Origin of the sequence: Kitasatospora sp. MAP5-34 (assembly GCF_029894335.1) — a bacterium.
Taxonomy (GTDB): Bacteria; Actinomycetota; Actinomycetes; order Streptomycetales; family Streptomycetaceae; genus Kitasatospora.
Window position 1 is genome coordinate 17,593 of sequence record NZ_JARXZC010000042.1, and the last position, 17,001, is coordinate 34,593.

The 17,001-nt window shown below is 72.7% G+C and carries 24 protein-coding genes; 10 read left to right on the plus strand and 14 right to left on the minus strand.

The window, feature by feature from the left end:
* The first annotated feature begins 2 nt into the window (after positions 1 to 2).
* The 6 genes from P3T29_RS27160 (at position 3) to P3T29_RS27185 (ending at position 3,228) form a co-directional block, all read left to right on the plus strand.
* Positions 3 to 464, plus strand: coding sequence for a DUF1772 domain-containing protein (locus tag P3T29_RS27160; protein WP_280719285.1), 462 nt, complete (start codon positions 3 to 5; stop codon positions 462 to 464).
* Between the two features lie 53 nt (positions 465 to 517).
* Positions 518 to 1,273 (plus strand): SDR family NAD(P)-dependent oxidoreductase, encoded by a 756-nt coding sequence (locus P3T29_RS27165; protein ID WP_280719286.1) that lies wholly within the window; start codon positions 518 to 520, stop codon positions 1,271 to 1,273.
* Positions 1,273 to 1,596: an antibiotic biosynthesis monooxygenase gene (locus tag P3T29_RS27170; RefSeq protein WP_280719287.1), complete on the plus strand. Its 324-nt coding sequence runs from the start codon at positions 1,273 to 1,275 to the stop codon at positions 1,594 to 1,596. The genes P3T29_RS27165 and P3T29_RS27170 overlap by 1 nt, the downstream gene beginning before the upstream one ends.
* A complete protein-coding gene (locus P3T29_RS27175; protein ID WP_280719288.1) occupies positions 1,586 to 1,897 on the plus strand; it encodes an antibiotic biosynthesis monooxygenase in 312 nt (103 codons plus the stop codon). Before P3T29_RS27170 ends, P3T29_RS27175 begins: the two co-directional genes overlap by 11 nt.
* Before the next feature lie 161 nt (positions 1,898 to 2,058).
* On the plus strand, positions 2,059 to 2,946 hold the full coding sequence (locus P3T29_RS27180; protein ID WP_280719289.1) for an NAD(P)-dependent oxidoreductase: 888 nt from the start codon (positions 2,059 to 2,061) through the stop codon (positions 2,944 to 2,946).
* A 126-nt stretch (positions 2,947 to 3,072) separates the two neighbouring features.
* Positions 3,073 to 3,228, plus strand: a complete 156-nt coding sequence (locus P3T29_RS27185) for a hypothetical protein (protein WP_280719290.1) — start codon at positions 3,073 to 3,075, stop codon at positions 3,226 to 3,228.
* A 228-nt stretch (positions 3,229 to 3,456) separates the two neighbouring features.
* Here the strand turns inward: P3T29_RS27185 and P3T29_RS27190 are convergent, their stop codons facing one another.
* The 3 genes from P3T29_RS27190 to P3T29_RS27200 are packed head-to-tail and all read right to left on the minus strand — an operon-like array spanning position 3,457 to position 4,429.
* A complete protein-coding gene (locus P3T29_RS27190; RefSeq protein WP_280719291.1) occupies positions 3,457 to 3,774 on the minus strand; it encodes a hypothetical protein in 318 nt (105 codons plus the stop codon).
* Positions 3,771 to 4,058: a hypothetical protein gene (locus P3T29_RS27195; protein ID WP_280719292.1), complete on the minus strand. Its 288-nt coding sequence runs from the start codon at positions 4,056 to 4,058 to the stop codon at positions 3,771 to 3,773. Before P3T29_RS27195 ends, P3T29_RS27190 begins: the two co-directional genes overlap by 4 nt.
* Before the next feature lie 2 nt (positions 4,059 to 4,060).
* Positions 4,061 to 4,429: a hypothetical protein gene (locus P3T29_RS27200; RefSeq protein ID WP_280719293.1), complete on the minus strand. Its 369-nt coding sequence runs from the start codon at positions 4,427 to 4,429 to the stop codon at positions 4,061 to 4,063.
* A gap of 240 nt (positions 4,430 to 4,669) precedes the next feature.
* On the opposite strand from P3T29_RS27200, the gene P3T29_RS27205 reads away from it, so the two are divergent.
* Together P3T29_RS27205 and P3T29_RS27210 are read left to right on the plus strand one after the other, a co-directional pair.
* Positions 4,670 to 5,500 carry a helix-turn-helix transcriptional regulator gene (locus P3T29_RS27205; RefSeq protein ID WP_280719294.1) on the plus strand — a complete coding sequence of 277 codons (831 nt, stop codon included), beginning with the start codon at positions 4,670 to 4,672 and terminating at the stop codon, positions 5,498 to 5,500.
* Positions 5,497 to 5,709, plus strand: a complete 213-nt coding sequence (locus P3T29_RS27210) for a DUF397 domain-containing protein (RefSeq protein ID WP_280719295.1) — start codon at positions 5,497 to 5,499, stop codon at positions 5,707 to 5,709. Before P3T29_RS27205 ends, P3T29_RS27210 begins: the two co-directional genes overlap by 4 nt.
* Positions 5,710 to 5,716: 7 nt before the next feature.
* Here P3T29_RS27210 and P3T29_RS27215 read toward each other — a convergent pair whose 3' ends face one another.
* From P3T29_RS27215 to P3T29_RS27250, 8 genes are all read right to left on the minus strand, one after another.
* Positions 5,717 to 8,521 carry a M48 family metalloprotease gene (locus P3T29_RS27215; RefSeq protein WP_280719296.1) on the minus strand — a complete coding sequence of 935 codons (2,805 nt, stop codon included), beginning with the start codon at positions 8,519 to 8,521 and terminating at the stop codon, positions 5,717 to 5,719.
* Positions 8,522 to 8,599: 78 nt separating this feature from the next.
* Positions 8,600 to 9,133 carry a hypothetical protein gene (locus tag P3T29_RS27220; RefSeq protein WP_280719297.1) on the minus strand — a complete coding sequence of 178 codons (534 nt, stop codon included), beginning with the start codon at positions 9,131 to 9,133 and terminating at the stop codon, positions 8,600 to 8,602.
* Positions 9,111 to 10,529, minus strand: coding sequence for a hypothetical protein (locus tag P3T29_RS27225; protein ID WP_280719298.1), 1,419 nt, complete (start codon positions 10,527 to 10,529; stop codon positions 9,111 to 9,113). Before P3T29_RS27225 ends, P3T29_RS27220 begins: the two co-directional genes overlap by 23 nt.
* A gap of 77 nt (positions 10,530 to 10,606) precedes the next feature.
* On the minus strand, positions 10,607 to 10,894 hold the full coding sequence (locus tag P3T29_RS27230) for a hypothetical protein (RefSeq protein ID WP_280719299.1): 288 nt from the start codon (positions 10,892 to 10,894) through the stop codon (positions 10,607 to 10,609).
* A 98-nt stretch (positions 10,895 to 10,992) separates the two neighbouring features.
* Positions 10,993 to 11,439, minus strand: coding sequence for a nuclear transport factor 2 family protein (locus tag P3T29_RS27235; protein ID WP_280719300.1), 447 nt, complete (start codon positions 11,437 to 11,439; stop codon positions 10,993 to 10,995).
* Positions 11,440 to 11,674: 235 nt separating this feature from the next.
* Positions 11,675 to 12,058 (minus strand): VOC family protein, encoded by a 384-nt coding sequence (locus P3T29_RS27240; RefSeq protein WP_280719301.1) that lies wholly within the window; start codon positions 12,056 to 12,058, stop codon positions 11,675 to 11,677.
* A gap of 30 nt (positions 12,059 to 12,088) precedes the next feature.
* Complete coding sequence (locus P3T29_RS27245) at positions 12,089 to 12,628, minus strand: hypothetical protein (RefSeq protein ID WP_280719302.1); 540 nt, start codon at positions 12,626 to 12,628, stop codon at positions 12,089 to 12,091.
* A gap of 181 nt (positions 12,629 to 12,809) precedes the next feature.
* Entirely contained in the window at positions 12,810 to 14,477 is a 1,668-nt protein-coding gene (locus tag P3T29_RS27250) for an FAD-dependent monooxygenase (protein WP_280719303.1), read from the minus strand.
* Between the two features lie 173 nt (positions 14,478 to 14,650).
* Between P3T29_RS27250 and P3T29_RS27255 the strand changes: the two genes are divergently transcribed.
* Together P3T29_RS27255 and P3T29_RS27260 are read left to right on the plus strand one after the other, a co-directional pair.
* Positions 14,651 to 14,989 (plus strand): antibiotic biosynthesis monooxygenase, encoded by a 339-nt coding sequence (locus P3T29_RS27255; RefSeq protein ID WP_280719304.1) that lies wholly within the window; start codon positions 14,651 to 14,653, stop codon positions 14,987 to 14,989.
* A gap of 171 nt (positions 14,990 to 15,160) precedes the next feature.
* Entirely contained in the window at positions 15,161 to 15,511 is a 351-nt protein-coding gene (locus tag P3T29_RS27260; RefSeq protein WP_280719305.1) for a hypothetical protein, read from the plus strand.
* Between the two features lie 134 nt (positions 15,512 to 15,645).
* On the opposite strand, the gene P3T29_RS27265 is transcribed toward P3T29_RS27260, so the two are convergent.
* The 3 genes from P3T29_RS27265 to P3T29_RS27275 form a co-directional block, all read right to left on the minus strand.
* Positions 15,646 to 16,242 (minus strand): GNAT family protein, encoded by a 597-nt coding sequence (locus P3T29_RS27265; RefSeq protein WP_280719306.1) that lies wholly within the window; start codon positions 16,240 to 16,242, stop codon positions 15,646 to 15,648.
* A gap of 262 nt (positions 16,243 to 16,504) precedes the next feature.
* Complete coding sequence (locus tag P3T29_RS27270; RefSeq protein ID WP_280719307.1) at positions 16,505 to 16,717, minus strand: DUF397 domain-containing protein; 213 nt, start codon at positions 16,715 to 16,717, stop codon at positions 16,505 to 16,507.
* 68 nt (positions 16,718 to 16,785) lie between these two features.
* Entirely contained in the window at positions 16,786 to 16,998 is a 213-nt protein-coding gene (locus P3T29_RS27275; RefSeq protein ID WP_280719308.1) for a DUF397 domain-containing protein, read from the minus strand.
* Positions 16,999 to 17,001 lie beyond the last annotated feature (3 nt).

Below are 17,001 nucleotides of genomic sequence, written 5' to 3' on the forward strand. Positions count from 1 at the left end.
CGGTGACCGCTCTGCTCGCTCCGCTGGTGATGCTGCTCAACGGCCTCGCCGCCGGGGTGCTCCTGGGCACCCAGCTCGGCGGCTGGCCCCTGCTCGCCGCACTGCCCCCCGACCGCTACGTCCACGCCCACGCCTTCTTCGCCACCCGCTACGACCCCGCGATGCCCATCTGCCTGCTCGGCACCCTGCTCGGCGACGCCGCCCTCGCCGCCACCCTCACCCAGACCACCGCCCGCCTGTGCTGCCTGGCCGCCGCCGCTCTCGCCGCCGCCACCATCGCCATCTCCGTCACCAAGAACGTCCCCGTCAACCGGTGGATCCGCACCCTCGACCCGGAGCACCTGCCCGACAACTTCCCCGACCTCGACCCACGCGAGCACTGGGGCCCCTGGAACCGCCGCCGCAGCGCCCTGAGCATCCTCGCGCTCGCCGCCAACTGCGCCGCCCTCGCCGCCCTGCTCTGACCCACCCCACCACCAACCACCCACCCGCACCGGCCCGTCCCACGGAGGACACCATGAACCTGGACCTGCAGGGCAAGAAAGCCCTCGTCACCGGCGGCACCCGAGGCGTCGGCCGCGGCATCGTCCTCGCCCTGGCCCGCGCCGGCGTCGACACCGTCACCTGCTACCAGCAGCAGAGCCCCTACGTCACCTCACTGGAGAACGAACTCAAGGAGACCGGCGGCAACCACCTGGTCGTCCAGGCCGACCTCACCCAGCCCGACCAGATCGAAACCCTCCTTCAGCGCACCGCCGCCCACCACGACGGCCACCTCGACCTGGTCGTCAACAACGCCGGCGCCATCAGCCACATCCCCTACCAGAAACTCGACCTGACGGAGTTCCAGCGGGTCCTCACCACCAACCTCACCGCCGCCCACCTGGTCATCCAGCACTCCCTGCCGCTGCTCGGCGCCGGCTCCTCCGTCATCAGCATCGGCTCCAAGGCCGTCGACGCCGGCATACCGCTGCGCTCCCACTACACCGCCACCAAAGCAGCCCTGGTCGGCCTCAGCCGCTCCCTCGCCAAGGAGTTCGGCGCCCAGGGCATCCGCTTCAACGTCATCGCCCTCGGCGTCGTGGAGACCGAGAACCTCCACGGCATGCCCGCCGACCAGCAGAAAACCATGATCGAACGCTACAGCGCCAAGACCGCGCTGGGGCGCCTCGGCACCCCCGACGAGGTCGCCGGCGCCATCCTGTGGCTCGCCAGCGACCTCTCCCGCTACGTCACCGGATCCACCGTCAGCGTCGACGGCGGGATCTCCTGATGACCTTCCGCGTCATCCTGCGCATGGAGGTCAAACCCGGCTCCGAAACCGACTTCGTCACCGAATGGCACCGCGGCACCGACGCCGTCACCGGCCACCACGCCAACCTCGGCCAGTGGCTCACCCGCGACACCGCCCAGCCCGGCACCTACTGGATCACCAGCGACTGGCTCGACGAACCCGGCTTCCGCTCCTTCGAGGACAGCCCCGCCCACCTCGAACACCGCGCCAGACTCCACCCCTACCGCTCCGGCGGCTCCTTCCACACCATGGAACTGATCGCCCACATCCCCGGACGGGCAGGCACCGCAGATGCCCACTGAACTACGCGTCCTCGTCTACCAAGTAGCCCGCGACGACACCGAACTCGCCGCCGTCCGCGCCGCCTACACCCAGGTCAGCGAACGCCTCCAAGACGTCCCCGGCATGCTCGGCAACGAACTGCTGCACCACGCCCACGACCCCACCTCCCTGGTCGTCGTCAGCCGCTGGGCCGACCTCGCCGCCTTCAACGCCTGGGAAGCCGGCCCCGGACACCGCGACGACACCGCCCCGCTACGCCCCTACCGGGACAACCGGCTCGGCAACCCCTTCGCGATCTACACCGTCGACGCGGCCTACTAACGGCCCCCGGCCGGGCCCCGCAAACCGCTGTCCCCGGCGCCCACCCCCCGGCGCCGGGGACAGCCCCGGCACCCGGCCGGCGCACCGAAAAGAGACACCGTCCCGGACCAGTCCCGGACCGGGCACCCGACCCGACACCACCCCGCAGAGAGGCACAACCCATGGGCCGCACCAGACTGGCGTTCATCGGGCTCGGCAACATGGGCGGCGGCATGGCACACCGCCTGATCCAGTCCGGCTTCGACCTCACCGTCCACAACCGCACCGCCAGCAAAGCCGAACCCCTGGTCGCCGCCGGCGCCCACGCGGCCGCCACCCCCGCCGAAGCCGCCACAGGCCAGCAGACCGTCCTGCTCAGCCTCAGCGACGCCGCCGCCGTCGAACACGTCCTCTTCGGCCAGATCGTCCCCGTCCTGGCCCCCGGCGCCACCATCATCGACACCTCCACCGTCTCACCCCACTACGCCCGCCACGCCGCCGCCCGCCTCGCCGACGCCGGGCTGCGCCGCGTCGAGGCCTGCGTGGTCGGCAACCCCTTCCAGGCCCGCGAGGGCCAGCTGCGGGTCTTCGCCTCCGGCACCGAAGAGGACATCGACGGCGTCCGCCCGATCCTCACCGCCATCGGCACCGACCTGGTGCACCTGCCCGCGCCCGGCGCCGCCGCCACCCTCAAACTCATCTTCAACCTGCTGCTCGGCGCCCAGGTCGCCTCCCTCGCCGAAGCCGTCACCTACGGCGAACAGGCGGGCCTGGACCGCGACCAGCTGCTCGCCTCCATCGCCGGCAGCGGCTTCAGCTCCCAGGTGATGCGCTTCCGCGCCGAACTGATGCGCAAGAACAGCTACCAGCCCGCCTTCTTCCGCTCCACCCTGATGGAGAAGGACCTGCGCCTGGCGGTCACCGACGCCGCCGCCGCCGGCGTCGCCATGCCGGTCCTGGACACCGTCCGGGCCCGCTTCGCCGCCGTCGTCGCCGCCGGCGACGGCGACAAGGACGCCTCCGTCGTCATCGAACACACCCGCCCCCAGACCACCCCCGGCCCGCACTGACCCGGCCGGTCCGCGCCGGGCCGGCGGCCCCGGGAGTGCCGGCGTTGTGTGTGCGGCCGCTGGCCGCCGCTGTGCTCAAGTGCCGGTCAGCGACCGCGCCGCGCCGCGCCGGGCCGGGTCCGGGCGATGGCCACCGCCCGCCTCGCCACCGTGCTCTACCGGCAGGGCGACCGCGCCGAGGCCGACCATCACGCCGCCCAGGCCACCGCACTCGCGGCCACCATCGGCTCCGCCCGCCTCGCCTCCGCTCTCACCGACATGCGCCACGCCGCCGTACGGTGACCGCCCCAGGAGCCGGCCTGCTGGCTCAGGGGCCGGGGCCGGTGCGACCGTTCACGTCCGGCGGGCGGCCGTGCTCCGATGCCGGACTCCCCACCGGGGGACAGCGGTTGCGCTCCCGGCGGACTGCGGGGTGCAGCGGGGGTCCCTGCCGTGGGAGACAGGGTGGTGACCCGTTCCGGCGGGGGTGTTGACCCTTCCCCGCCCGCCGGAACGGGAGTCTGCGGGTTGTCAGCGGGGGCCGGCGCCCCGCCGCCGGCGGAGTGCGGCACGCGCGGTCACGGGCTTGGACGCCACGTGCCAGAACCGGCAGTGGTCGCAGTCGAACGCCCTGTTGGGCAGCATCTCCTCGAGCGGATCCTGCGGGCCGTCCTTGCCGACGCGGGCGAGGAACAGCCGCGCGTCGGTCTCGTCCCTGAACGACGCCTTGCCGTACTCCGGGCAGCGGGGGAGCACCTGGCGGTACGTCACCGGCCGGCGGGCCCGCCGGCGAACAGCAGCGGGAGCGGCAGCAGGCACCGCCCCGACCACCAGGGCGCCGCGCCTCACGACGGTTCCTCCTCGGGCACCATCACCAGTGGCACGTACGTGAGTTGTCCGTAGGAGCGGTGGTCCTGATGGTCCCGCAGGTGGGTGAACGTCCACTCGCGGGCGGCCCCGGCATCGGCCTGTTCGCCGGAGTCGGCCCCGCACCTGGCGCCGTCCTCGTCCTCGCCCTCGCAGAAGAACAGGTGCACCGGCTCGCGGTCCCGGTCCGGCCCGATCGTCCACCGCAGGAACCGGAAGAACCGGCGCCGCCCGACCTCGCGGCGCGGCAGCATTCCAAGACTCACGCTTACCCAACTCCCTTGTCACTACCGCCGACTGCCTCGGCCATGCCGACCCGGACGCGCTCATTGGCGCCCGGCGCCCGGACGTGCCTCGGGTCTGCCGTCCATTCGTCCCCGCCGGTGGACCGAGCGAGCGTCCACCGCCCGCCGCTCCCGCCCCGGAACTCGCCGACCCGGTCCGCCTCGGTGTCCACCACCAGGTCACCGACGCGCGGAGTCCACAGGTGCGTACCCGTGTCCTTGGCGCCCTCGGCGGCCAGGGCGATCGCGCCCGCCCGGATGACCTGCGCGAGTCGCGTGATCACGTCCGGCCGCGCACACCCCAGGGACACCAGCACGTCACCCGTGATCGCGGAGGGCGAGTCGACCCCCACCGACGGCAGCGGGCATCCTGCCGCCCTTGCCGCCTCGCAGAGTTCGGCACCTGCCTTCCGTGCCTGCCTGCGCTGGTGCCGGGTGAAGTCCGCCAGCGCGGACCGGGGTCTGGAGGAGTTCGGAGCCACCGTGCACCGTGCCCTTCTGTAGTCGTTCCACTACCGAGGATCGGCATGTTCTCGTACGATCGCTAGGGTTTTGACCTTGACAGCAATGTCGTGTGAGGGAATTCAACGATCTTGAGTGATGCAGAGATTGACGCTACGTCATCACCACAGGTGCGATTCGGGCAAGAACTCCGCAGATCAAGGCGGGCTCGACGGTGGTCGCAGACTGAGGCCGGTACGCGTCTGGGGTACTCGGGTGCCTTCGTCTCGTACCTCGAACGAGCGAAGCGAACTCCAACAAGACCGTTCGCTGTTAAGGCCGATGAGGTCTTCGATACCGGACAGAAGTTCTATGAACTGTGGCGCAGGTGCACCCGCGCGGCACTGCTGGAGGGGTTCTCGGAGTTCGCCGATGCCGAGGCACGGTGCCGCCGTCTGCGGACAGTTGGCCTGGTCATCGTCCCCGGCCTGTTCCAGACAGCAGACTATGCCAGGGCCCTGGCCACAGCGGCTGTCCGAAGGGGTGCGATTGCCCAAGCCGAGGCCAACGAGCGGACGGAGTATCTAGCTGTCCGGCAGGAGTTGCTTAACCAGAAGGCACCACCGGTGTTTCACGCGGTGCTGGAAGAGGGCTGCCTGCACCGGACGGTCGGGGGCCCTCGCGTGATGGCAGATCAGCTACGGCGCCTGGAGGATCTGGCGGAGTCGCCGAACATCACAATCCAGGTGGCGCCCTTTGGCCTCGGCGAGAACCTGGCCTTCACACTGCCGGTCGTGCTGCTTGATCTCCCGGACCACTCGGTAGTGGGGTACGCCGAATCGACGGCGAAGGGTCACCTCGAACGGTCACGCTCAACGGTGACAGCGTGGGAGAGGGAGTACGATCACCTTCTGGTGGAAGCGCTGCCAACGGCGGCATCCCTGGCACTGATCCGCAAGGCGCGAAAGGAACTTCAGCCATGAACGACCCCGTAGACCTGACCGGCGCTTCCTGGTTCAAGTCGTCTTACAGCAACAACGGCGGCGACTGTGTGGAGGTTGCCCCGGGCTTCCCCGGCATGATCCCCGTTCGTGACTCCAAGAACCCCGAAGGCCCGGCGCTCATCTTCGGAGCGGAAGCGTGGACCGCCTTCACCCGTAGCGTTGCCGCTGGTGAATTCGGCAGCGTCTGAGCGGCCGTTACCCAGTCGAGGGCAGCAGGAGTTGCTGGGTCGGTCCGGAGAGGCTGAGCAAGTGGTCGATGACGGCGGCCACCGGGTCCGGCTGCGGGTCGAGGGCGGTGAAGAACCGGTCCGTCTCCGCCGGGCCGGCCGGGGGTGGGGCGTCGAGGCAGTGTCGTGCCTGGGTGCGGGTGTTGGCCAGGGCGGCCGTCCAGGCGGCCTGCTCCGAGGCGACCGGGACGGGGAAGTAGGCGCCGGCCCGGCCGGCCGCATCGAGGAGGTCCGTGCAGGCGCGCCGCAGCGCCGCAGCGTCCACGTTGCCGTCCGGGCCGACGCTGCGGTCGGCGGCGGCGAGGGCGTCCTCGTACTGCCCCATGATGCTGAGCCCCCCGAAGTAGCCCCAGGCCCAGACCTGCAGACCTGCCGTCAGGCTGTCCACCGGTCTGCGCTGCAGCGCGGTGACGGTCGGGTCCGGGCCGGATCCGGCCGGGCCGGACCCGGTGCCTCCGGGCGTGGTGTAGCCGACCACGCCGAGTCCGAGCAGGGCAAGGCAGCCGACAGCGCAGCAAGTGCGGTGTACCGCACGGTACTTGGAGCTCGGCTCGGCCTCGGGGCAACGGGCAGTGACAGGGGCCCGCCGGCGCAGCCGTGCAGCGGCGGCGAACGGGAGCGCCGCCACGATGCTCGCCATCCCCGCCACGGCAAGGAACTGGGGAAGGTAGAAGGTGAGCAGCTGCCGGCCGTTCCCGGTAGGGAAGCCGCAGGAGGCCCGTACCGTTTCCAGCGCGGGCACACAGCCGTCGGTCGCGTTCACGGCGAGCAGGACGGTCAGGCCGACGGCCGTCGCCGTGCCCGCGCCGGCGGCCGCCGCCGCACCGCTGCCCCGGCCCAGCAGCGCCCCGGCCGCCCCCGCGAGGACCGCACCGCAGAGCAGCAGTACGAAGAGCCAGCCGGTGTAGACCGTCAGGGCCGGGACGAACGGCTGCTCGTCCCGCCGGATCCACACCTGGGCCCGGTGCGTCAGGACCAGGGCCCCGGCGCCGACGGCCGCGCCGCACAGCAGACCGGGCAGGACACCGGTCGCCCGGGCGCGCACCCCGCCGAGCAGCGGGATGGCCAGCGGGACGAGCCACAGCGCGACGGTCAGCCAGACGGTCCACCGGAAGAGGGCCAGGACGACGACGATCAGCGTGAGGTTGGCGATGACGTACGAGGTGGTCGAGGGTGCCAGCTGCTGCGAGGGCTCGAACCCGGCGTTCAGGAACGAGAGGGCGGTGGCGGAGGAGTACGGCATCCCGGCGGCGAAGGAGGTCCCGGCCGCCTGCCACCAGCCGTACCACCAGGCGAAGGACGCAGCGGCGACGCAGACGGTGGCCGCCCCGGCCACCGACCGCCGCGGCCCGGGCCGCTGCCCGGCGCAGAGCGCCGCGCAGCCCGCCGTCCACCAGAGCACGGCGGCGGGCACCAGCACCGGCAGCAGGAGCAGGAACGCCTCGGGGAAGCGGGGTGCCCAGTCGAGCCCGAGGAACTGGCTGCAGACCAGCTCGCCCAGCAGGTGCCCGGCCCCGAACCAGAGCCCCGCGCGCAGACCGGACGGCCGGGCGGCCCCCGGCGGGGCGTGGACCACGCTGCGTTGGACGGCGCCGGCCGCCACGACGGCGGCCAGCACCGCCGCCGGCCAGACCCCGGGGTTGCCCAGCCAGGCCGGCAGGTAGGTGTTCAGACCGGGGGTGAAGGTGAGCAGGTAGCCCAGGACGGTGACCGACACCCCGGTCAGCACCAGCTGGGGCGGTCGGACCGCGACCGGCGCGCAGGCGTCGGCCAGCGCGGCGACCCGCGCCTCCCAGGACGGGTGGGTGCGCAGCAGCGCCCCCGCCGCCCGGCCCGCCGCCGCCACCGGGCCCCGGCGGCGCTCGGCCGTCCGGCGGCGCTGCTGCCGCGTCCAGTAGCCCGGGTCGGCGCCGTGCGCGACGGCGTCGAGATCGGCGTGGATCTCGAGGGCCCGCAGCAGCTCGGCGGTGGTGAGCTGCATCAGCAGCACCATGGCCGCCGCCAGGGCCAGATCCCGGGCCAGCGGCGCCGGCGGGGGCGTGTGGAAGGTCGGCGCGAGGACGGCGGGCAGCAGCTGCCACCCGACGGCCACGACGAAGGGCAGGACCACGCAGGCCAGGAACACGCGCCAGAGCGCGATGGTCAGGTAGGTCAGGTCGACGTCCCGGTTGCGCAGGTGGGCGTACTCGTGGAGCAGCGTCGCCTCGAAGGCCCGGCGGTCCGTCCGGTACAGCGTCACCAGGCCCAGGTCCAGCCGGAGGCTGTACCGTCCGAACCGTCCGAGGGCGACGGCGTTCGCGCTGAACGGCGCCGCCCGGTCCACCACGAAGGCGGGTGTCCTGGGGAGCCCGCAGCGGGTGGCCAGTGCGGTCAGCCACTCGGTCAGCCCGGCCTGGTCGAGCGGGACGGCCTGGGTGCGGTGCTGCTTCCAGCGCGGGATGAGCAGGTGGACCAGGACCGCGAGGGCCAGCACCCCGGCGGTGCCCAGCAGCGGCAGCCCCAACAGCTTCCACGGGCCCACGTTCGTGTCGACGCACCGGCGGTAGGCCGGAACGCTCAGCGGCAGGTAATTGGCCAGGCTGGTGTGGTCCGGATCGGCGCCGGCCGCCAGCGCACAGCCCCCGCTGGTGTTGCGCGGGTCGGTCACCAGCAGCAGCAAGTCCGAGAGCATGGCCAGCGAACCGGCCGTGAACACCCCGGCCAGCAGGACGAAACGCCGGGTCGTCCCCGCCCCCGGCCCAGGGAGCAGGAGCCGGGCACTGCGGCCGCTCATCGGCTGCCCCCGCCGTGCCGCCCGGTCATCGGCTGCCCCCGCCGCCCGGTCATCGGCTGCCCCTGCCGCGCAGTCCGGTCACCCCTCGCCCTCGGCGCTCCGCTCGGGCCCTTCCAGGGCCTGCGGCAGGAGCACGAGCCGGCGCACCACGCCGTCGGCGATCCGCTCGCCCCGCTCGGGGGACAGGCGGGCCTGCCGCGCCGCCTCCAGCACGCACTGCTCGACGGAGGCCAACTGCTCGGGGGTGAGGGCGGGCACGGCGACGGGTACCGGAGTCCGGCGGCGGCGGAAGAACCCGCGCCGGGCGAGCCCGGACCGGCCCGCCCGCTCCACCGCCGTGTCGACGACCCGCCGGACGGCCTCGTCCACGACGATCCAGACGGCCGGAGTCAGCAGGACGCCGACCTCCTCCAGCCCGAAGCCCAGCGGCTCGCCCCGGGTGGGCCGGGAGCTGAGGCGCTCCAGCGCCGTCGCGGGGTCCAGCCCGTGCAGCGACTGGGCCAACGGCAGCTCCGCCGGGGCGAGCCGGGCGATCACCGCGGTGACGATGGCGTCCCGCAGGTCCGCGACCGGCGGCTCCGGCAGGTGCTCATCCCAGGGACTGGAGTTCATGCTGCTCCTTGGCGGCCAACTGGTCGACGTCGGTGGGGCTGAGGGGGTGGACGACGAGTTGCGGCGCGTCCGTGTAGTCCGAGAATCGGGAGCTGCCCAAGGCGTCCGCCCTGGCCTGGTTCTCGGCGGCGGCCTGGTCGAAGAGCGGACCGCCCGCGGGGTTGTCGCAGCTGAGCGTCCCGCTCAGGCTCGTGCCGGTCAGCTGGTAGGGCTGCAGGCCGCTGGTGCACCCGCCGACCTCCCGGCCGCCGGTGGTGATGGAGCCCACCGTCATTTCGATGTACACCTTGTCCAGCACGTAGGCCGCCGAGGAGGCGTTGTAGACGGGACCGGAGAAGGCGACGTTGACCAGGCAGCCCGTGTGGCTGCAGGCGACGTTGGTCGCACCGTCGTTCTGCTGGAGGATCTGGACCGAGCTGCCGGTCGTGGCGGTGGTGAGCTCCTTGGTGTACTGCACGACCTTGCCGTACAGCCCGGCGGCGTCGGTGACCGGGGTGAGGGTGATGCCGAGCGAGTTGGTGAGCGGCGTGCGCGCCTCCAGCGACCTCGGCTGCTGGCTCGAATGGTTCTTCACCATCGCGTGCAGCCAGGCCGTCGACGTGTCCAGGTTCGGCGGTTCCCAGCGGAGTACCCGGTAGGGGGCGTTCTTCGTGACGTACAGGTAACCCTGGACGGTGTCGGCCCGCCAGGCCGGCTGCCCGTCCACGGTGACGGCGGCGGCCTTGTCGCCGACCACCGGGAGGCGGGGCTGCCGGCCGAGGGCCGAACTCAGCGTCGCGGCCAGCTTCGCGGGCGTCACATAGGTGCTGAGCATCGAGGCCATGTTCTTCTCGTCGTTGCCCGGGTCGTAGGTCCAGCCCTTGAGCGCGGTGTCGTTGCGGTAGCTGAGGTAGTCGTGCCCGGCGACCGTCACCAGGTCCTCGTCCACCTTGTCCGAGAAGTCCGCGGTCTCGCCCACGGAGCCGAACCGCTCGGCGGTGGCGGTCACGGTGACGTCGTAGTAGCCGGTGAACTGGTCGTGGTCCTGGTACCGCACCCCCGGCGTCCGGGCGAGCGCGGCCACCGCCTGGGTGAAGGGCTCGCGTACCTCCTGCTTCGGGCCGCCCCCGTCCAGCAGCAGCACCAGAGCGACGGCCAGGACGGCCAGGCCGACGGCACCCGCCACCGCGAGCCGGCCCCGCCGACGCCGCCACCACGGCCCGGACCCGGCCCGGCCGGGGCCCGGCAGCGGATGGGCGCCGGCCGTCGCCCCGGCCGCGTCGGCGAGGAGGCGCCCGCCCCGCTCCTGCCACTGCGGGCCGTAGACCTCGGTGGCGGCCGCCTCCAACTCCGCCAGGAAGGACCGGACATCGGGGTACCGGTCCTCCGGCGCCCCGGCCGTGGCGCGTGCCACCACCCGGCGTACCGGCTCGGGCAGGTCCTCTGGCGGTGCTGCGGCGGGAAGGCCGCCCGCGGGGGCGGACCGAGGACCGGTCAGGCACTCCAGGAACACCAGGCCGCCGGCGCAGCGGCCGGGCGGCCGGTGTCGAGCACCTGGCAGTGCCCGGTGAGGTCCACCAGGACGTCGCTCGGCCGGTAACTCCCGTGCACCACACCCTGCTCGTGGGCGGCGGCCAGACCGAGCAGTGAGTCGCGCAGCACCACGAGCCCGGCCTCGGGCGGGAGACGGCGGACGGCCAGTAACGCCTGCAGGCTCGCGCCCTCCTCCGCCGCCACCGACTGCCCGGGCAACGTCCGGTCCTGCTCCGGTTCCTCCGGCATGCTCGCTCCCCCGAGTCGGCAGTCATCCGTGGACACTCAGCCTAGGACCGGCCGTACACCCTTGTACATGGCCGGAGTTGACGTGCCGGTGAACTGCGCTAGCGGGGCTCGGCCGGCCACCCGAGAGCCTGGAAGACGGCGACCGGGTCCAGGTAGTCCCGCCAGTGCGTCACGCTGCGGTCCTTGACGGTGATGACGGAGACGAAGTGGTTGTCGTAGGCGCGTCCGGTGCGGACCGCCCGCCCGTGCACGGCGTACTCCAGCACGACGACGGACGTCGCGGGGTCGTGGTGGACGGCGAGCCCGTCCGCACTGTGCAGGACCATGGCGTCGCCGTAGCCCCGGTACAGGTCGGCGACCGCGCGGCGCCCCTGGACGCGGCGCGGGTAGCCGGGGGCGGAGACCACGTACTCGACGACCACGTCCTCCGCCAGGAGGTCGAAGAAGTGCCCGCCGTCGACCAGGCCCGCCAGGCCCTCCCGGACGATGCGGAAGAACGGGTCCAGCGCCGCGAAGCCGGTGAGGTCGCCCACGGGCCCGGTCACCGGCCCGCCGGGGAGGTCCGGGCGTGGCCGCCCCGCCGGGCGGGGTCGGGGAAGGCGCCGGCCTGCTCCTCCCGGCCCGGACCCGGCCGGCCGGCCTGCCGGGATCGGTCCGCTGCCCCGGTGCCGTCCGAAGCCGTCAACTGTCCGACCGGGCCCCTGCCCCGACCGCCTCCCGGGCCGGTGGGCAACCGCCGTGGCTTCCCGCGGACAGCGCCACGCACCGGGACGCGGGCGGTCACAGGGGCTGGAGCCGGGTGTGCAGGAGGCAGAATTCGTTGCCCTCCGGGTCGGCCAGGACGTGCCAGCTCTCGGCGCCGGTCTGGCCGACGTCGACGGGCCGGGCGCCCAGGGCGAGCAGCCGCTCCAGTTCGGCGTCCTGGTCGCGGTCGGTGGCGTTGACGTCGATGTGCAGCCGCAGCTTCCCGGTTTTCGGGGCGCTGCCGGGGCTGAGGACGAGGGTGGGCTGCGGGCCGCCGAAGCCGGCGTCGGGCGGCCCGATCTCGATGCTCCCGTCGTCCTCCCGGCCGAGTTCGGCGTAGCCGAGGACCCCGCTCCAGAACGCGGCGAGCCGGCCGGGGTCGGCGCATTCGATGACCAGTTCACTGATGCGGCATGCCATGCCGCCCAGTGTAGGCACAGACGCCGCGCCTCAGCCCTGGTCCGCCACGGACAGGGCGTCGGTGATCAGGCGGGTGGCGAAGTCGTGGTCGCCGCCGGACATCCGGTTGATCTGATCCGCGAGCAGGACGGCCGTGGCCTCCAGCGGATTCATCTCGGCCCTGGTCCAGTAACCGTACTGCGCGCGCCACAGATTGGGGCTCAGGCCGGTGCCTGCGGCGACGAGCAGGCCGGCCATGGTGGGGATGACCTCGGGACGGAAGGTCTTGGGCATCATGCGCATCGTGGCCACCAGGGTGGGCACCACGTACTCGATGACGTCCTCGTCGTGGTGCTCACAGGCCTTCCGCAGCCACGTCATGAACATGTAGATGACCGTGCACGCGCCGTCCAGCAGCGCGTCGGCCCCCGTAGCGTCCAAGGACGCGGCCAACTGGTCGGCCATCTGCCGCTGTTCAAGGTCCGTCTCGGTCCTGCCGTCGTAGACGGCTCTGAGCCGGGAGTCGATCACCATGAGCGCCGCGCCCACATCGCCGACGGAAGCGTATTCGGGGTCACAGGGCGATGACACAGGACTCCTCCTCAAACGCCCGCAGCGGGCGGCCTGTTCGTAGGGTAGACCGCCGCCCGGACGAGGTCCGGCGAAATCCTGACAGAGAACCCCTTTGAGGCGACCGCACCACTCGGCCCCGACGGCGCCGGCCCCGGCGCGCCCGGCCCGGCCGCGCCCGGACAGCACGGGCAGGCCCGCTTCAGCGCGCGAACATCAGGCCCAGCGCCTGCCGCAACGCCCCCCCGGCGTCCTCCGGCGCCGCCGCCGAACGCCACGCCACCACCCCGTCCGGGCGCACCAGCACCGCACCCGCGTCCGTCACCCCGTACGCCTTCGCCCACGTCCCCGCCGGATCCGCCAACTCACCACCACCGCCGATACCGTGCACCCGCAGCGGCACCCCCCACTCGGCCGCCAGCCCCGCCGCCGCCCCGGGCCACCCGCCCGGCACCGACCCCGTCAGCAGCACCGGACCCGAACCGAACAGGTCCAGCGTCGAACAGTCACCCGCCCCCCGCCGCAGCCACACATGCGGCGCCCGGGTCCCCGGCAACCCCAGCGGCTCCGTCGTCCACACCCCGGGCCCGCCGCCCGCCGACTCGTCCACCGCGTCGTCCGGTACGTCGTCAAGGTCACCGGCCAGCACCGCCGAACGGTACCGCCACCCGAACCACAACGCCGCGTCGTCCACGATCCCCGGCGGCAGCCCCCGCCGCGCCTCCCGGCCGCCCGCACGCGGCCGGTCCTGCTGACGCAGCACCGCCTGACGCACCGTCGCCGAACACACCGGCCGCCGCTCCGCGTCATAACTGTCCAGCAGCGCCGGACCACCCTGCCCGGCCAGCACCGCCGCCAGCTTCCACGCCAGATTGTGAGCGTCCTGCACCCCGGCATTGGACCCGAACGCACCACTGGGCGGCATCACATGCGCCGCGTCACCCGCCAGGAACACCCGCCCCGCCCGGAACCCGCCGGCCACCTTCGCCGCCGCCTCCCACGGCACCGTCCCCAGCACCTCCACCCCGAGCCCCGGCACCCCCGCCGCCGCCCGCACCAGCTCCACACACCGCCCCACCGTGAACATCCCCGGCAGATCATCCGGCGACGTCGGATCCAGGATCACGTCCAACCGCCACTCACACGCGTTGTCCAACGGGATCAACGCCCCCCGCACCCCCGAGTTGAACGTGTAACACATCACGAACCGCCGCGCACCCAGCTGCTCGCGCAGGTCCGCCCGGAAATGGATCGCCAGGAACCGCCCCAGCTGCCCCGTCCCCAGGAACGGCACATCCACCTGCCCGCGCACCGCACTGCGCGCCCCGTCCGCACCCACCAGATACCGCGCCCGGATCCGCCGCCGACGCCCGCCGCGCACCTCACGCACCACCGCCGTCACCGCACCCGCCGCCGCGTCCTGCTCCAACGACACGAACTCGGTACCGAACCGCACCACCGCGCCCGCCTGCCGGGCCGCGCCCAGCAGCACCGCCTCCAACTCGTTCTGGTGGCACAGGCACCAATCGGCCGGCGACAGGTCACCCAGGTCCGAACGCACCTCCCGGTAGTACTCCTCCCGGAACGACCCCAGCTCCGGCCCGGCCAGCGACTGCGCCAGCCGCACCCCGCTGTTACGGGCCAGCAACCGCGCCGACGGCAGCGCCCGCAACCGCTCCTCCAGACCCGCCGAACGCAGCAGCTCCATCGAACGCGGGTTGACCCCCCGGGTCCTTGGATGACCCGAAATACCCGGGCGCTGCTCCACCACCACACAGGGCACCCCCTGGCGGGCCAGGAAAAGCGCGGTCGACAACCCCACGAGGCTGCCTCCGACGATCAGCACCGGAACAATCGGCCGCTCAGCCATCCGCTTCTCCTTCACAGGCGGGACAGGGCCCGCAGGATGACCCCCGCACATCGCGCACCACTCAAGTCCCGCCCCATCGAGCCGGATTCGAGCGCCCGGCGCCACCCTGACCCCGCCGGCCCGGCCACCACCGCCGGCCGGCGAAACCACGGCAGCCAGAGAGGCGGACGACCATGACCGAGCACCACCGACCGGTCCGGGTGATCCTGCGGATGGACATCACCCCCGGCAGGGAAACCGAGTTCGAAGCGGTCTGGCTGGAGATCGGCAAGCTCATCGCCACCCGCCCCGCCAACCGGGGCCAGGCCCTCACCCGCGCCACCGAACCCGGCGGCACCCACGTCTACTACGTCCTCACCGACTGGTCCGACGAAGCCGCCTTCCGCGCCTTCGAAACCAGCCCCGAACACGTCGAATACCGCCGCCGCCTCCAACCGCTGCGCACGGCGGGCACGATGACGGTCACCGACATCGTGCACGACCTCCCCGCCCCGGCCCCCGCAGCCGGCTGACAGGGCCGGACGCGGCACCTCTTCGACCACCTCTCGGCCGGCCCGAAGCCGGCCGGTTCGGTAGCCTGACGTGCAATCACCCTGCCCGTCCCGCGAAAAAAGAAGCACATGCCGCACAAGCGGCCCCACGACCTGCGGCTGCTTGCCAGCCATCGGCCGCACTGGAGGTCCGTGCCGCACGTTCCCGGCCTCCCGGCCGCTGTGCAGCAGGAGATCGCCCAGGTCGAGCTACGGACGGCCGCGAACTGGGCGGGCGCCGGTCTGTGGCCCGGAGCCGTGGCGGAAGCCCTGTCCGGATGGACAAGCTCCTCCCGCGACCCCGCCCAACGTCACTTCCACCCCTGCGCTTGCTGCGGCCGCAGCAGCCGAGGACTCCTGGACGAAGTCCTCGCCGTGCTCCCGGCCCCGGCCGCCCGCGCTCTCGGACGTCTGATCGAGCCACTGGACGAGGACTTCCGGGCCCGCAGCCTGCCCAACCCCTCCGCGTCGCAGGATCTCCCCTGGTGGACGCGCCGGGTGTGACGGACTCTTCGACTGACCGGGTCGCTCGAGAACGGTTACTGACGCCCCCGAGGCGCCGGATGTGGACCGCTGCCCCGCCGGGCCCGACCGGCAGGGCAGCGGGCGTTCCCGGCCGGTGCGGGGCGCCGGGCGGGTCAGGGGCGGCCCTGGTGGCGGGCCCAGTCGGGGGCGAGGACGGACATGACGGTGGCGTCGACCCACTGGCCGTCGTAGTGCAGGACGTCCCGCAGGGTGCCCTCGGCAACGAAGCCGAGCTTCTCGTAGACGCGTCGGGCGCGGGGGTTGAAGGCATACACCTCCAACGCGATGCGGTGCAGGCCCAGTTGTTCGAAGCCGTGGGCGAGGATCAGGCGGGTGGCTTCGGTGCCAAGGCCCCGGTCCTGGCCCGAAGCGAGCAGCAGGATACGGAAGTTGCAGCTCCGGTTGGCCGCGTTCCACTCGTTGAGGACGACCTCGCCGACGCACGCCCCGGTGGCCAGGTCGACGACGGCGAGGTCGAGACGGTCGGGCTGGGCGTTGCGCCACTGGCGGAACTGTTCGGAGCGCTCGGGGACCTGGGGCCGCAGCGGAGCGTCGGAGCTGTTCGCGCTGCCGATCAGGCGCAGCAGCTCGCGGTCCACGAAGACGGGGGCCAGCGCCGCCACATCGGCCGGCTCGAAGGGACGCAGCCGCACCCCGGAGCCGGTGAGGGTGGGCTTGACGGTGAAGTCGGCGCGCGAAGTCTCGTTCACCGCCCGATTCTCGGCGCTTCGGCGGTGCCACGGCAACGACTTTCAGGCCGGCGCCGCTGAGCTACGGCCGTGACCTGCCTGTCCGGGGGAGTGAACGACGCAACGGGACTCGTGCAGATCAGCTTTCGACCGAGAGAGTTGGCCAAGGGGAGTCTGCCTGTTGCCGATCGCAGATCCTGCCTGGCCCGGCTGCCGCAGGCAGTTGGCCCAGAACATGCCACAGCCCCCGCGCGGCGCGGGGGCTGTCGGGGCGGGGGTCGGGTCAGCAGTCGGCGAGGAAGTCCCCGGCGCGCACCCCCGCCACGAAGGCTGACCATGCATCGGCGGGGAAGACCAGCGCGGGGCCGCCCGGGTCCTTGGAGTCGCGGACCGGCATCACGCCGGGGAAGCCGTCGGCCACCTCGATGCAGTTCCCTTGTGCGCCGCTGAACTTGCTCTTGCGCCAAGCGGCGTTGTCAAGATCCTGGGTAAGCATGCGCGACCTCTCAACGATGATGCTGGCTAGAGCTCTTGCTTGACCCGTGTGTCGAGGGCCGGGGCCGGTCAGCAGTCGGCGGGGAAGTCCCCGGCGCGTACCCTGGCCACGAAGGCTGACCATGTGCCGGCGGGGAAGACGAGCGTGGGGCCGTCCGGGTTCTTCGAGTCGCGGACGGCCATCCCTCCGGCGACGATGTGCCCGGTCTCGACGCAGTCGTTCGCCTGGGCGCTGTAGCTGCTCTTGTACCAACCCCGAGCGGCGATCTCCGACATGGTCATGCG